The sequence below is a fragment of the Paenibacillus macerans genome (genome assembly GCF_050565405.1).
Lineage (GTDB): Bacteria > Bacillota > Bacilli > Paenibacillales > Paenibacillaceae > Fontibacillus > Fontibacillus macerans_B.
On sequence record NZ_JBNYYG010000009.1, the window covers coordinates 1 to 14,262 of the forward strand.

9 protein-coding genes are annotated in these 14,262 nt (G+C 56.9%); 1 reads left to right on the forward strand and 8 read right to left on the reverse strand.

Features of this window, described 5'->3' with window-relative positions; all coding sequences use genetic code 11:
• The first annotated feature begins 334 nt into the window (after window positions 1-334).
• Window positions 335-493: a hypothetical protein gene (locus tag ACQ4N8_RS08465; protein WP_430703908.1), complete on the forward strand. Its 159-nt coding sequence runs from the start codon at window positions 335-337 to the stop codon at window positions 491-493.
• A 71-nt stretch (window positions 494-564) separates the two neighbouring features.
• Here ACQ4N8_RS08465 and ACQ4N8_RS08470 read toward each other — a convergent pair whose 3' ends face one another.
• The 8 genes from ACQ4N8_RS08470 to ACQ4N8_RS08505 all read right to left on the reverse strand — a co-directional run bounded on the left by ACQ4N8_RS08470 (window position 565) and on the right by ACQ4N8_RS08505 (window position 14,226).
• Window positions 565-2,673, reverse strand: coding sequence for an alpha-galactosidase (locus tag ACQ4N8_RS08470; RefSeq protein WP_430703909.1), 2,109 nt, complete (start codon window positions 2,671-2,673; stop codon window positions 565-567).
• A 17-nt stretch (window positions 2,674-2,690) separates the two neighbouring features.
• Window positions 2,691-4,778: an alpha-galactosidase gene (locus ACQ4N8_RS08475; RefSeq protein ID WP_430703910.1), complete on the reverse strand. Its 2,088-nt coding sequence runs from the start codon at window positions 4,776-4,778 to the stop codon at window positions 2,691-2,693.
• Window positions 4,779-4,895: 117 nt separating this feature from the next.
• Window positions 4,896-6,482: a response regulator transcription factor gene (locus ACQ4N8_RS08480; protein WP_430703911.1), complete on the reverse strand. Its 1,587-nt coding sequence runs from the start codon at window positions 6,480-6,482 to the stop codon at window positions 4,896-4,898.
• Window position 6,483: 1 nt separating this feature from the next.
• On the reverse strand, window positions 6,484-8,325 hold the full coding sequence (locus tag ACQ4N8_RS08485) for a cache domain-containing sensor histidine kinase (protein WP_430703912.1): 1,842 nt from the start codon (window positions 8,323-8,325) through the stop codon (window positions 6,484-6,486).
• 170 nt (window positions 8,326-8,495) lie between these two features.
• Window positions 8,496-10,193 (reverse strand): hypothetical protein, encoded by a 1,698-nt coding sequence (locus ACQ4N8_RS08490; protein WP_430703913.1) that lies wholly within the window; start codon window positions 10,191-10,193, stop codon window positions 8,496-8,498.
• A gap of 74 nt (window positions 10,194-10,267) precedes the next feature.
• Window positions 10,268-11,164: a carbohydrate ABC transporter permease gene (locus tag ACQ4N8_RS08495; protein ID WP_430703914.1), complete on the reverse strand. Its 897-nt coding sequence runs from the start codon at window positions 11,162-11,164 to the stop codon at window positions 10,268-10,270.
• 1 nt (window position 11,165) lies between these two features.
• On the reverse strand, window positions 11,166-12,062 hold the full coding sequence (locus tag ACQ4N8_RS08500; RefSeq protein ID WP_430703915.1) for an ABC transporter permease: 897 nt from the start codon (window positions 12,060-12,062) through the stop codon (window positions 11,166-11,168).
• Between the two features lie 523 nt (window positions 12,063-12,585).
• Window positions 12,586-14,226: an ABC transporter substrate-binding protein gene (locus ACQ4N8_RS08505; protein ID WP_430703916.1), complete on the reverse strand. Its 1,641-nt coding sequence runs from the start codon at window positions 14,224-14,226 to the stop codon at window positions 12,586-12,588.
• Between the last annotated feature and the right edge of the window lie 36 nt (window positions 14,227-14,262).

Consider the following 14,262-nt stretch of genomic DNA (forward strand, 5'->3'; position numbering starts at 1 on the left):
CAAGACTCGAACCCTATTGACCGCCACGCCTTGGCCTGCCTTTATGCACATCGGGTATCTTGTTGGGTTTAATGCAACGCCTATGCTTCAGTGGTCTTATTGAGCTTCATACGGAGCATTTTTTGCAGAATTCCCGGAAATAAGGTCCTTCCGGTCCGTTACATTTTGGAAACCTCGGTTTTGAAGCATTTAAGGTCCCTGCGGTCCGTTAGAAGCGCCGCCTCACGCTATACCGCAAACCTTCCACGCCAAGTCCAATGATTGCGAATGATTGAAGCCACTCCTTAGCGTACCGGAAACGAGAAACTGCAAAAGTGCAGGAATTCGCGAGAGTTTGGCTTATTTCCGAGAAAAGCCATTTTTGCAGGAATTCCTTGAAACGCTTGGTGCAATTTCGCCTTCTACAGGTTTCCTGGAAGCTTTATTGCAACGCCAAGGGCGGGTGCGGGAGGAAGAGTTGGCAACAGGCCGGCAGCTTCCCGAAAAGCGCTAAAACCCCAGCCTATTCGGAAATAGGCTGGGGTTCTCAAGGACAGCAAGGCGGAACCGCCGCGTCGCTTGCGCTTACGCCTCGCGAATCCGGTACAGCACGCTGTCGAAATCGCCGCGCAGCGGCAGCTCGACGCCGATCCGCATCAGGCCGCGGCCACTCCAGATGCCGGGCAGGCCTTCGATCGCGTAGGTTTTGTCCGGCGCCAGGCCTTGCAGTCGCAAGCGGGGCAGCCGGTCGCCCAACTGCTGCGCATGCAGGAAGCTAAACAGCACGCAATCGCCGCCGTCCGCGTCCACGTACTGCACCGCCGTCACCCCAAGGTGATACAACGCATCGAGCCGGTACTGGTCGCCGAACTGCACCAGCGGGCGGATTTCCTTGTATTGCCGGACGAACCCCGCGGCCTCCTCGATCTCCGCGTCGCTCCAATGGTTCAGGTTCGCGCCGATGCCAAGCGATCCCATCATGGCGCTGTGAAAACGATACGGCAGCGACAGAACGCGGCGGTTCATCCCGGTCGGCGATTCCGTCACCCAGCAGGTCATCATCTTCGGCGCGTACACGTAGGAGAAACCTTCCTGGATGCTTAGCCGGTCAAATGCGTCGGTATTGTCGCTCGGCCAGGCTTGATCGGCATAACGGAAGATGCCGAGATCGATCCGCGAGCCCCCGCCGGCGCAAGTCTCGAATTCCACCTGGGGGAAGCGGCGGCGCAGCTCGGCCCAGATCTCATAAAGGCTTTGCACGTGGCGGATCCAGATTTCCTTCTGCCGGCGCAAAGGATGGTCCTTCATCCCGGGCTCGGTCACCGTCCGGTTCATGTCCCATTTGATGAACTTGATTTGATGCTTGCTCAGCAGCTCGGTCATGAACTCCAGGATGTAGTTCTTGATCTCCGGCTTGGAGATGTTCAGCAGCAGCTGATTGCGCAGCTCCGTCCGTCCCCGCGTAGGGAAATGGTACACCCAGTCCGGGTGGCTGCGGTACAAATCGCTGTCCGGGTTCACCGCCTCGGGCTCCACCCAGATCCCGAACTCCATGCCGAGCTCGTGCACCCGATCGATCAGCTCGCCGAGCCCGTTCGGGAATTTCTCCCGGTTCACGTACCAATCGCCGAGCCCGGCCCGGTCGTGATTCCGCGCCCCGAACCAGCCGTCGTCGACGACGAACAGCTCGACGCCCATTCGGGCGGCGCGTTCGGCCAACGCCATCTGGTTCTTCACCTGCACGTCGAAGTAGGTTGCTTCCCAGGAGTTGTACAGCACCTTGCGCGGCTCCCGGCTCGGCAACACGCATTCGTGCTGGTAACGGTGCAACTGCCGGCTCATCCCGCCGAATCCGTCAGCGCTATAGCCGCCCACGAACGTCGGCGCGGCAAACGACTCGCCGGGTCCAAGCAGCCACGTACTGTCGAAATCGTGAATGCCGCCGGTCACGCGGACGCGATGGAACGCGGTCTGTTCGGCGACGATTTTCCAGTTGCCGCTCCACGCCAGCGCCCCGAACCAGACTTCGCCCCGCTCCTCGGTGGCGAGCCCGTCGTCGACGGCAAACCATGGATTGGCATGGCCGTCGGTAAAGCCGCGCCGCGATTCCAACTGCTTTTTCCCCTCCGAGAGGAACGTGCGCCGCAGCTGAAATTCGCCCGCCCATTTGCCCGTGACATGGGTCAAGCGGTATTCCGGCAATACCGGCATCGTCCAGGCCGCCGATTGGATCGTCTCCAGCAGCACCGGCTCGGCCCCCAAATTCACGAGGCGCACGGAGCGCTCCAGCAAATCGTGCTCGGCAATGACCGAATAACTCAAACGGGCTTCAAACGGATACGTCTCATCCTGAAACGTCAGGGTCAGCGTCTCCTTGCCATTCTCCCGGGTGGTCGCGTAACCGGCGTATTTCGGGCAAAAATCGCGCACCCCGTCCGGCCAGGTCACCTTGAGCGAAGGCTCGACATAGCCCACGCCGCCCCAAAAGCTGTACTCCTCCGCCTCGCGGTCGATTTCGGCATCAAACGAGCTGTGCCCGCGCGACCCCAGCAATGACGCTCCATCCGCCGGATCGACGGTCGGCCCCCAATACAAATGCTGTAAATGGCCTTTCTCGTTCAGGCCAAACAAATAAGTGCTCCCGCTCGTCTGCAGCGCAAACAACCTCCGCTGCTCATCCACTTTGATAGCCATGTGTCTTCACCGTCCCGTTAAGTTAAAAATACCTTGAATATCTTTGCTTCCGCCGGCTCCAGATCCACGACCAGTTCCCCGATCGCTTCGCTCTCCGTGCCTTCCCACAGGTCGGACACCCGGTACCGTACGCCCTTATCCAGTCCTGCGCGGGTCAACGAAACCGTCTTCCGTACCGCTCCCGCCGGATCGAAGTTAAACACGGCAACATACATCGAAGCGCCGCGCTCTTTCGCCGGATCCGCCAGCACGAACACATCGGCCGCCCGGTCGCCGAAGCCTCCATCCAGCGGCTGGAACGTTTGGCCCAACCGGGCCACGTCCATCACCGCCTTGTTGCCGAGCCATGCCTTGGCCCGGGACGCCGCCTCCTCCTTGCGGAAATCGTCGCCCAGCAGCAGCAAGGTCCCGGCGATCACGGAGGCCGTCAGACGGCTGCGCCCTTCGTGCCGGCCCGTCGGCTCCTGATTGAAGCTTTTGTACAAAACCGTATGGTCCGGGTCGTTGAAGCGGTATAAGCAATCGTTCATCCACCAGCCGTAGGTCAGCGAATTCAGCAAGTATTCCGTATCGCCGATTTGTCCGAACACGTCGCAGGATATGCGGCGGCTATGGGCAAACGCGTACGGGAATAGCGGGGAGATCGACAGGTTGATGAAGAAGGGCCGGCCCGCCGCCTCCGGCGACAGCTTCGAGGCCAAATAGGACAACCCGTAATGGTAAGCCGCAATCCCCGTCGTGATCTTCGGATCGTAATGCTTCCCTTCGAGCGCGCCATGCGCCATGAAATCCAGCTTGATGTATTCGAAGCCTTCGCGGATCGCCTTCTCCGTGAACCAGTCGATTCGTTGCAGCGCACCGGGATGGGTCGGATCGATCGCCAGTCCGCCGGCGATGTCCGCGACGATTTCCCCTTCCTGATCGCGCAGCAAAATGTCGGCATACGTGTATTGACCGTCCGTTCCTTCAACCGCTTGGGCGAATTGGGCCGGGCTACCCCAGAAGGCAAACGGCGTCCAGTACGTTCCGGGTTTATGCCCGTTTTGCCGCACCCGCCGCAGCGCGTCCTCCATTTCCTCCGCCGTCAGCCTGTTCCAAAACGCATCGAAGTTGATATAAAGCGTGCCTTCGCTTTCAAATCCCAGCGGCTGCACCTCGCGCTTCAGAAAATCGCTGGTCGACGTGTAGAGGTCATAATCCAGCGTGCTCATCGCCGCCGACCAGCTGTTCCATCCGAACGGCACGCCGCCCTCCCATTTCAGCGGGGCTTCGACCCGCGCGTTGGCCCAGCCGTAGGCTTCCAGACCGTCGCGGTAATCGTCGTAATACCCGGCGAACACCAGCGGCGACGCGATCCGCGTGCCTTTGACGTAGCCGTGCGGCTGGGTATCCCGCGTCATTTCGCCCGCCGTGCCGGCGTACAGCTCCAGTTCATCCAACTTGCCGGCCTGCTCGCCTTTGATGCGGATGCCCGTTTTCCACACGTCGTGAGACAAGGAGCCCGTCACGAACCCCCGCCGGCTTCCCGGGTAAAACAACGCGGCCGCCTCGTAGCTCTCCGTCTCCAGCGGCAGCGGCCGCGCCGCATAACGCACCCATTTGTCGTTGTCGTACGGAATACGCAGCACGTGCAGTTCGCCTTCTCCGGATACGGCTTCACCGGAGGCCCTTTCAAAACCCGCCTCCGCGGAGCGCAGCACGGCAATCCGGTTCAGTTTCGTCTCGCTGTCGCATGCCACGACCACCCGGATCAGAAAGAAAGGCTTATTTTCGTACACGTAAAAATGCTGCTCGATTCCCGGGCAACCCGGCGTTTCGTGCAGGATCGCCACATGCTTGCCTTTGCCGAAGCCATCTTCGATCTCGTCCGCCGCCCCTAACATTTCATGGCGCTCGTACATCCCGGTGTGGTACTCCCGTCCCTGCCACCGGAACGCGCTGCGGATTCCCTTCCAGGCGAACAAGCCGCGGCAGTTCCAGGCAAATTCACCTTTGGCCAAATCGAGCGTCAGCCTCGCGAGGCCGCTGTCCACTTGCACCCATTCTCCCGCGCCTGCATCCGTCCCCACATTGACCGTTACGGTATTTTCGCTGCCCACTGTCATCCATCTCCCTCCAAAATGAACGCTTTTTGCTTAACTGCCTCCCATTATAAAGACGAACCAACGGGGATGAAATGCAGCGATGTTCCGATCTATAGCGGGAAGCGACGTTTTTTTCGGCTACCGGTAATCCCGGTATTCCTGCGGCGTACAACCGACCGTCTTTTTGAACAGATAGGTAAAATAGGCCGAGGTTTGTATGCCTACGCGGTCCGCCACCTCGTAAACCTTAATGTTCGGGTCCCGCAGCAGTTCCTTGGCTTGCTGGATGCGCGTCTCCTGGACGTATTCGGAAATCGTCTTGCCCATTTCCTTCTTGAACAGCACGCTGAGGTAGCTGGCGTTCAGATTGAACTGTTCGCCGAGTTGCTTGACCGTCCAGTTCTCCTGCACCCGGTCGGCGATGAAAGCGGCCACCTTGCGGATCAAGTTGCGTTGCTGGTTGATCTGCTCCTTGACCTCGACCGTCATGTACCGATCCACGCATTCCATGAGGAACTCGAGCGTTTGCTCGGTATTGCTGCAGTCCAGCATCCGCCGCCACAGCACGATGTTCATCTCCTTATTCGCCTCGTCGCCGCGCCGCAGCGTCCGGATCAGCTCGCTAAGGAAGCTCATGCCAAACGCCTGCACATAGGAAAAAGATTTCTGCGACGTCAGCAGCCCGAACATCCGGTTCATCGCTTCCCGCACCGCCGCGGCGTCCCCCGACTCCATCCGCCGGATGACGTCCGGGATGAACTCCTCGCGCAGGCGGAAATCGTCGAACTCCCCGGCATCCGGCGTCTCGCCCCGCACGATTTGCCCATCCTCGATCAAACGGGCCTGGGCCATCCGGAATTTGAGTTCCTTATACAATTCCGGAACGTCGCCCCACGCTCCGCCCATCGGGCTGCAGCCGATCGTGACGGTCGAGCCGTGCTGCCGCCCCATCATGTCCTGGACGAACGGCAGCTGTTTTTCGATCCGCGCTTTTTCCCAGACCGGGGGATTCACCTGCAAAGCCACGATTTCATCGGGGGACGTCTGCGCCAGCCAAACCGACCCGATGTCGGACATCGCCACGTCGACCGTTTGGCGAAAAGCCGCCCCGAGGACCACCCTTTCCTCCGCGCCTTGCTGCATGGACAAGAAATGATCGAGGCCGAAAACCAGCAGCCGCAGCTCGCGAACGGCGGCGGGCAGCTCCATCAAGCCGTTCCAGGAAGCGAGCCGCTCCCCGTCCGGAACGATGCCGGCGAGCAGGTCGTTGACGAACCGCTCCTTGACGAGGCGCAGGCTGCCGGACACTTGTTTCTTCAGCGCGTCGGTCTGTTCGGCCAAGCGGCGCGCTTTCACCAGCGTCTCCCGCATCGCTGCCAACCGGCTCGCGACTTCCTCCAGCTTCAACGGCTTCAGCACGTAGCCCTGCGCGCCGACATGAATGGCATCCTGCACGAACTCGAATTCGTTATAGCCGCTGATCATCAGCACCTGGAGCTGGGGAAGCAACTCCTTGGCCCGCGCAACCAGCTCGATGCCGTTCATGCCGGGCATGGCGACGTCCGAGATCAGCACATCGAAATCCGCCGCTTCGATCGCCTCCAAGGCTTCCTCGCCCGATTCCCGCGTTTCCGGCTGCTCATAACCGAGCTCCTGCCACCGGATATAGCGTACCAATCCCTGAATGTTGGAAGGTTCGTCATCCACGATCAAGACTTTCAGCATGCTAACCTCCCCTCCTTATCGTCGGCGGCGCGGTGCATACCGGAAGAGCGATGGAGACCCGCGTCCACTCTCCCGCCTCGCTATCTAGCCTGAACGCCGCCGCGCCGCCGAAATACAACGCTAACCGCTCCTTGATATTCGCCGTCCCGAATCCGTTCCCGCTGCCCCGAAAGGTTCCCGCTTCTATGGCAGTTAGCGTCTCCGGCGTGATCCCTTGACCGTTGTCGAACACCGACATCCGTATGCTGTCCCCCGACCGCCCTACGGCGATGCGGATTACCGCGTCCGGTTGGCGCGTGATCGCCCCGTGGGCATAGCAATTTTCCACGACCGGCTGCAGCAGCGTCTTGATGGTGTAGAAATCCAGCGTCCCCGCGTCGATCTCCCACTCGATCCTCACCCGCCCCGGGAAACGCAGCTGCTGGACCTCGAGGTAGGCCTTGACGTGTTCGATCTCCTCGCGGATCGGAATGACGCTGACCTGATTGTTTAGGGTCTGCCGATAGAACGTCGTTAACGCATCGATAATGCGGATTTGCTCGTCGTCCTGGGCATCGAGCGCCCGCCAGCGCAGCAGGCTCAGCGAATTGTAAATGAAATGCGGATTGATCTGGGCCTGCATCGCCTTGAAGGCCTGCTCCCGCTCCAGCAGACTGGTCCTCATGATGTCCTCGACCAGGATGCCAAGCCGCTCCGACATGAAATTGAACATGATCTCCAGATCGCCGAGTTCATCCTGCACCTTATTGCGAATCGTCACGTCGAACTCGCCGCGCGACAAATCGTTCATTCGGTTGCCGAGCCGGCGGATGCGCCGGACGATGTTGTTGACGATCGTCATCACGAGAAAGACCGACAGCGCCAGCAGGGCGACCGCCGTGCCGGCGATCAGCGACAACAGCGTAACGCTTTGCGGGTCCATGTATTTCATTTGCGTCAAAGCCACGACGTACCAGCCGGAAGTGAGCGGCTCGATGATGACCAGTTGCCTGGTCTGCGTCAGGTCGTAGACGGCATCCGTTTCGGCGCCGGCTCCCCCGGCCGGTTTAGCGTTCAAGGGCCCGGCGGCTTCGCCACCCGCCCCGCCCTCCTCCGGCCAGTCTTCGGCCGCGATGCGGCTGCCGATCCTCTCTTTCTCCGACGTCGCCAATATCCGCTTCGATTCATCGACGATATATAAGCTGCCGCCGCCTTGAAACGGATATTTCAGCAAATCGCCGAATACGACGTTATAATCCAGCAAAATGTAGACCATGCCCAGCGGGTCGCCCGTGCTGTTCAGGATTTTGCCGGTCAGGACGATCTGCCCGGGATTATCCGGCGCATTGCTCCACCGCAGCAGGGTGGGGGAGGCCATCGTCTTCTCGTACCAGGTCCATTCGTCCAAACCGGATAGCAGCCGATGTTCCGGCCGCCACAGCAGCCGTCCGTCTTCGACCAGCCCCTCGTTGATATGATAAATGCGAAAATCGGCGATACCGGGCAGATATTTGCTCGTCAGCAAAAAATTGCGGTCCAAATAATCGACGGTATCGATGATTTGCGCCATGTCCGCGTATTCCCGCCCGAGCCTGGCAATCAGCTCGCTGTCGGTCGCCGTGCGGATCGCCAGCAAATCGTAGCTCTGCTTGCTGTAGTCCACGTTGATCGCCGTTTGCTTGATCGAATCGTCGACGGTGGTCACGTAGTTCTCGTGGAAGCTGCGCACGACGATATACATCGTTACGCCGCCAAGGATCAAGCTTGGAACCAGCAGGATCAGGCCGTACATGATAAAGATTTTCCGATTCAGGTTCATCCCCCGGGTAAAACGGATTACGCTGTTTTCCAACCATACTCTCAAAGCTGCAGCACTCCTTCCTCACGTACAAAAAGTGTACCATATGCACCGTGAAGCAGGATCCTCGCAAAACCCGAGAGGAGGAGAGTATCCTGCGAACGAAAACAGGCTTAGCCCCGAGCCGGGAACGGATCGGGGCAACCTGATTTTTCAAGCGGTATTAGCGTTTTCGTTTAGCTGCCTTGCGCGGTGTCCAGCTGTTCATGCCATTCCGTCTTTAACTCGCTCCAATGAGCGCGTTTTTCCAGCGCGGCTTGGAAATCTTTCCAGGCCGATTCGAACGTGTTGTCGTCTTTGGCCATGATCAGCTTCGCTTTGTATTCGGTCTTGACCGCTTCCAGCTCCGGCAAATATTTTTCCCAAACGCCGCCCGCTTTCGCCTTCACCTGGTCATACGGCTCGGCGACGCGAATCGTACCCATTTTGGCGATCTTTTCGGTAAAATCGATCGTTTTCTGTCTACCCTTGGGCTCGGTGACGTTATAATTCCACCAAGGATACCATCCATTGCTGAAGGAAGAAGTCATGTACAGTTCGGGAGTAGTGTTGGATTTTTTCGCTGCATCCCCTGAATCATGCAAGGTTTGATAATCGTTGTCGATATATTGCCATTTGCCGAGCGGTTGATCCGTCCAATCCCAGAACACGCCGGCAGGGCCTTCGTTGATCACCTGTTGCTGCTCCGCTTTCGGCTGCAGGGTATAGTCGTAAAATTTGAGAATCGCGTCGATGTTTTTCGTCTTTTTGCTGATGTAAGTATCATACTGCGGATACGGGTTGATAATCCCGTTGTAGCCGAGTTGATCTACCCCGTCCACTTGCGGATAGGGAATCGTTTCGTAATACCACGCAGGCTCTGTCGGGCCGTTCAGTACCTCCCAGATATGGGCGTCCATGTTGAAGAAGCCGCCGGCGTTCATGGCTACGCGTCCGGACTTGTTCTTCTCTTTGTAGCGTTCCGCCTTGTCGGTCATGACCTCATGGTCCAGCAGGCCTTCCCGATACATTTTGTTCATCCACTGATAGGCGGCTTTGTACTGCGGATCATCGTAGATAAAGACGTAATCGCCACCTTTCTTCTCTACGGGAATGACGCCGCCGGCCGAACTGGTCGTCACGCCGAAGGTGCTTAAAATGACGCTTTCGTCACTGGCATCGGATGAAAAACTGAGCGGAATCAACTTGTTGCCGTTGGCATCCTTTTGCTCGGAGGTCAGCTTTAAATATTGTTCCAAACCGTCCATGGTTTTCAAATCATCGATGGTCATGCCGACCTTTTCCAGCACATCGGTGCGTACAAACCATCCGCCCGATGCCCAGCCCGGCCACGGATCGTCCGGATTCTGGTCGAACCAGCTCGGAATGGACCAGATGTGGCCGTCCGGATCCTTCATGGCATCCAGATATTCCTTCGGAATGGAGGCAAGTCCCGGATATTTATCCGGCATATCGAAATATTGCTCGAGCGGAAGGATGGCATTGGAACGGACCATTGCATTGTCTACGATATCGCCGCGATAGAAAATGGCCGCATCGTCAAATCCGCCCGTATTCAGTTTCAAATTCAGCGCCGTCATGGCGTCGCCTTGAGTCGATTCGATCTGGACATCCACGTTTGGTTCGTGCTCCCGCCAGTAATTTTGCACCATGCTGTCGTTGTTGATCGTTGCCGTCCAGCCCAACCATAGCTTGAAGGAGCCGGTACCGCCGGTGGCGGAAGCGTTCTTTCCGCCATTGCTTTGGGCTGCATTGTTTTGGGTCGCGTTCCCGCCGTTTGCGCTGTTACCGCTTCCGCAAGCCGTCACAAGTGCCATCAGTATCGTTAACGACAGAACCGCAAGCTTTTTCGTCATACCTTGGCGTAAACTCAAATTCTTTTCCCCCTAACCATTTCATTTTGGCAAAACCGGTTGAAATTTGCTGCATCATTTATAATGTTCACATCTCACCCCTTCACGGAGCCGATGAGCACTCCCTTGACGAAATACTTCTGAAGAAACGGATAAACGCAAAGGATCGGAATGGCGCTGACCATGACGGTTGCCATCTTGATCGACATCAGCGTGACATTGGATAACGCGTTGCCGCGCGCCAGTTGTTCGATGTTATTGTTGGAACCGAGAACCGTCGACATGTTCTGTGCCGACAACAGCTGCTGCAAAAAGGTTTGGACCGGAATCAAATTTTGGTCCGTGACGTAAAAGGCCCCGGCAAACCAGTCGTTCCAGTGCCCCACCGCGGTGAACAGAGCCAGCGCCGCCAGCATCGGCTTGGAGAGAGGCAGAATAATGATCAGCAAAATCCGCAGCGGACTCGCTCCGTCCATTTCCGCCGATTCGATCAGCGCCCCCGGGATGCCTTGAATAAACTTCAGCATGACGAACATATTCCAGGCCGAAAAAGCCCCCGGTACCACATACACCCAAAACGAATTCAGCAAATTCAAATGGTACAATTGAATGTAAAACGGAATCAGTCCGCCGCTGAACAGCATCGTGATCAACACGTAGGTCAAGAGCGCGCTCCGAAGCGGCAGGCGATTGTAGGACAATCCGTAGGCGGCCAGCAAGGTGATTGTCATGCCGACCAGCGTCCCGACAAGGGTACGGGCGATCGTAATCAGGTAAGCGTGGCGAATCACGGCATTGCCGAGCACGACCTTGTAATTTGCCAAAGTAAATTGCCGCGGCCACAAATAAACGCCGCCTTTGGCCGCATCGCTGCCCACATTGAGCGAAATCGACAGCATATACATGAACGGATATATGACCGAGACGCACAGGAGAAGCAAGAGAATCACAATGATCGTCTGTCCGATTCGTTCTTTCGTTATTGTGCTCATTCTACCAAAGCCCCTCCTCATTCACTTTTCGGGATAATTGATTCGTGGAGACGACGAGAATGAGGCTGATTAACGACGACAGCAACCCTACTGCCGTAGCCATTCCGAAGTATCCTTGCTGCAGGCCGCTACGCAAAATATAAGTATCGAGCACGTCGGCCACCGGCTGGTTGGCCGGATTCATCAGCGGATAAATCTGATCCATCCCGACGGCGATCAAGCTTGGCATGCTCAGAATGAGGATGATCGAAATCGTAGGCGCCATTCCCGGCAGCGTAATATGACGCATCTGCGCCCACTTTCCGGCGCCTTCCACTTTCGCCGCTTCATACAGCTGCGGATCGATCGTGGTGATGGCCGCCAGGTACAGGATCGTGTTCCACCCGACTTCCTTCCACAATCCGCTTACGACGATCATAGGGCGGAACCAATGCGTGGAACCGAGGAAAAAGATCGGGTCCCCGCCGCCAAGCTTGACGATCAGCTGGTTGATTAATCCGCCATCGACGGTCAGGAAGGATTGCAGGATATACGCAACCACGATCCATGAGAAAAAGTGAGGGAGGTAGCTGACGGATTGCACGAACCTTTTGAACCCGTTATGTCTCACCTCGTTAATCAACAGCGCCAAAATAATCGGTGCCGGAAAACCGAAGATGAACTTCAAGACAGCGATATAAATCGTGTTTCTGACAACCAGCCAAAACTGGTCGTCCTGCAAAAACGAAAAGTTCTCCGTTCCCACCCACGCACTGTTCCACATCGTCGTTCCGAGATGGAAATCTTTGAACGCGACCTGAATGCCGATCATCGGAATGTAATTGAACATGAACAGCAGAACGACAGCAGGTAAGATCATGAGGTACTGCCAGCGGTATTTTGTTATTTTTGTAAGCACTCTATCACCCCTTGGTGTCATTATAGAGCGGCTATGAAAGCGGAACCATATAACAACGGTTGGATTTCTGTCGTTTTGATTGGAAGGTGGATAGGCAGGAGCGTGCGCGGTTTGCTCGCGACCTAAGGTCACGCACAATTTGTTGTACAAAATTATTGACTCAACCTAGAAATCAGTGCTTGACGGCTTGGCAGACCGGTGGGTTGAGCGGCAGATCAATCAACACTCGCAAGTCCGGACGACTTTGCATGATTATCCCGTTTGATCAGAAACAGAGAAACAGATGAATACCTATCCTAGCCCCACTTCCTATTCCCTGAACGAGAGGGATAATCGTACAAAGCAGCCTGCAGGGGCATCAAGACATGAACCCAATAGACAGCCACCTCAGTTGGGCCGCCCCGTTAGCACCTTTGTACGATTTTTCATACATCCACTTCTGCAGCAACGCCCTGTAAGGAAAAACGCGAGCCGGCGGAGGATTAAATAGTCCTCCGCGGCCCGCGCTTTCGGCGCTACAGCCTTATTTCCACAATTCCATGCGTTCCTGATAGTTTTTGTTGTATACCTGCTCCAGCTTCGGCAAGCCGGCGGCTTCCACTTCTTTCATCATCGTGTCGTACAAGCTTACGACGTCCTGCTCGCTTGGCGCGAGGGCCATTTTCAGGAAGTACTCGTTGATCGTTTCGTTCACCTTCGTCTCCATGATCGCTTCCGGCGTGCCGCCTGCCGGTCCCAGGCTATCGTACGGCGCCGTGTCGAACGACGTGTCGGCGAGGTTCTTGATCGCGAGGTCGGTCGTTGGATCGCTGGAATAACGGCCGATCAGGTCATAAGGGGTGCCGTCCGAGCCCGGACCGTTTTTGATCGCCCACGTCCATTTGCGGATCCCGGTCGACCGGGCGGCTTCATCCCAGTTTTTCTTGAACGCGTCCAGCACTTCCTGACGCGGTACGTGTTTGCCGTCCACCATATCCCAGTGTTCGCCTTCCACGCCCCACATCATCAAATATTGCCCTTCCTCGCTGGCCAGAAAATCGAGGAATTTGATCGTGCGCACCGGATCTTTATTCGTTTTGCTGATGGCGACGCCGTCCCAGCCGAGCGAGCTCTTCGGGCCGTATGACGTTTGGTCTGGTCCTACCCCGGGAGCCAGCACTTTATATTGGTAAAACTGTCTTTCCTCCGCGGTTGCCGGATCTTTGGCTTCGGCTTTCAGCAAACCGTTGGAGGTGCCTGCGTTCCAGGAAGCATCCGCCGTGGCGAAGATGTTGCCGGCGGCCAGCTTCTGTTGATATTGCTTTGTTTTCATCGTGACCCATTCTTTATCCAGCAAGCCTTGGCGATACAACGAGTTCATGTATTTCATCATGTCCAGATAACGGGGATCGCGAATATCCTTTTGCAGCTCCCCGTTCACTTCGTAAAACGGCATGATGCCGAACATCCCCTTGAACGTTCCGGTTACGCCGCTCATGTTCTCGCCGTTCAGCGTCATCGGAATCGTTTCCTTGCCGTCGATGGTAGGATATTTCTCCTTGAATTGCTTCAGCAGATTTTCGAACTCTTCGGCGGTAAACGGTTCGCCGTTGTTGACCTTGTCGCCGACGCCAAGCTCCTTCATCAGATCCATCCGCATCAGGAAGCCGAACACCGGATATTGCTCCAGGCCGTACCAGTTGGCCAGGTAGTAGTTTTTCCCGTCGGCGCTGCGCGTCTTCTTCAGCGTGTCTCCGTACATTTTGGAAATATTGGGACCGTACTTCTCGATCAGATCATTCAGCGGAATGACGGCGCCCGACGAAATATATTTATTCATGATATCGCTTCCACGATCAAGCATCACGACGTCCGGCAAGTCGTTGCTGGCCAGCATCAGGTTCAGTTTCTCCGCCGGGTTCCCGGTCGGCTGCTGAATTTCTACCGTGACGCCGGTTTTCTCCGTGATCGCTTTCGCCACCGGGTTCGTGAACGGGTCGCCCGTATTCTTGTCGAACCACGTCAGGGTAATCGGCGTCTTATCGTCTACGGGCGCTCCCGCATTCGTGCCTCCGTTCGCCGCAGGCGTATTGCCGTTTGCTGCCGGCGCGTTGCCGGAACCGCATCCGGCAAGCAGGGTGAAAACCAGAGTTGCGGAAACCATGAGTAGCAACTTCTTCTTCATGTGCGTAAACCCCTCTCTTATGCTATTGCGCTTGGA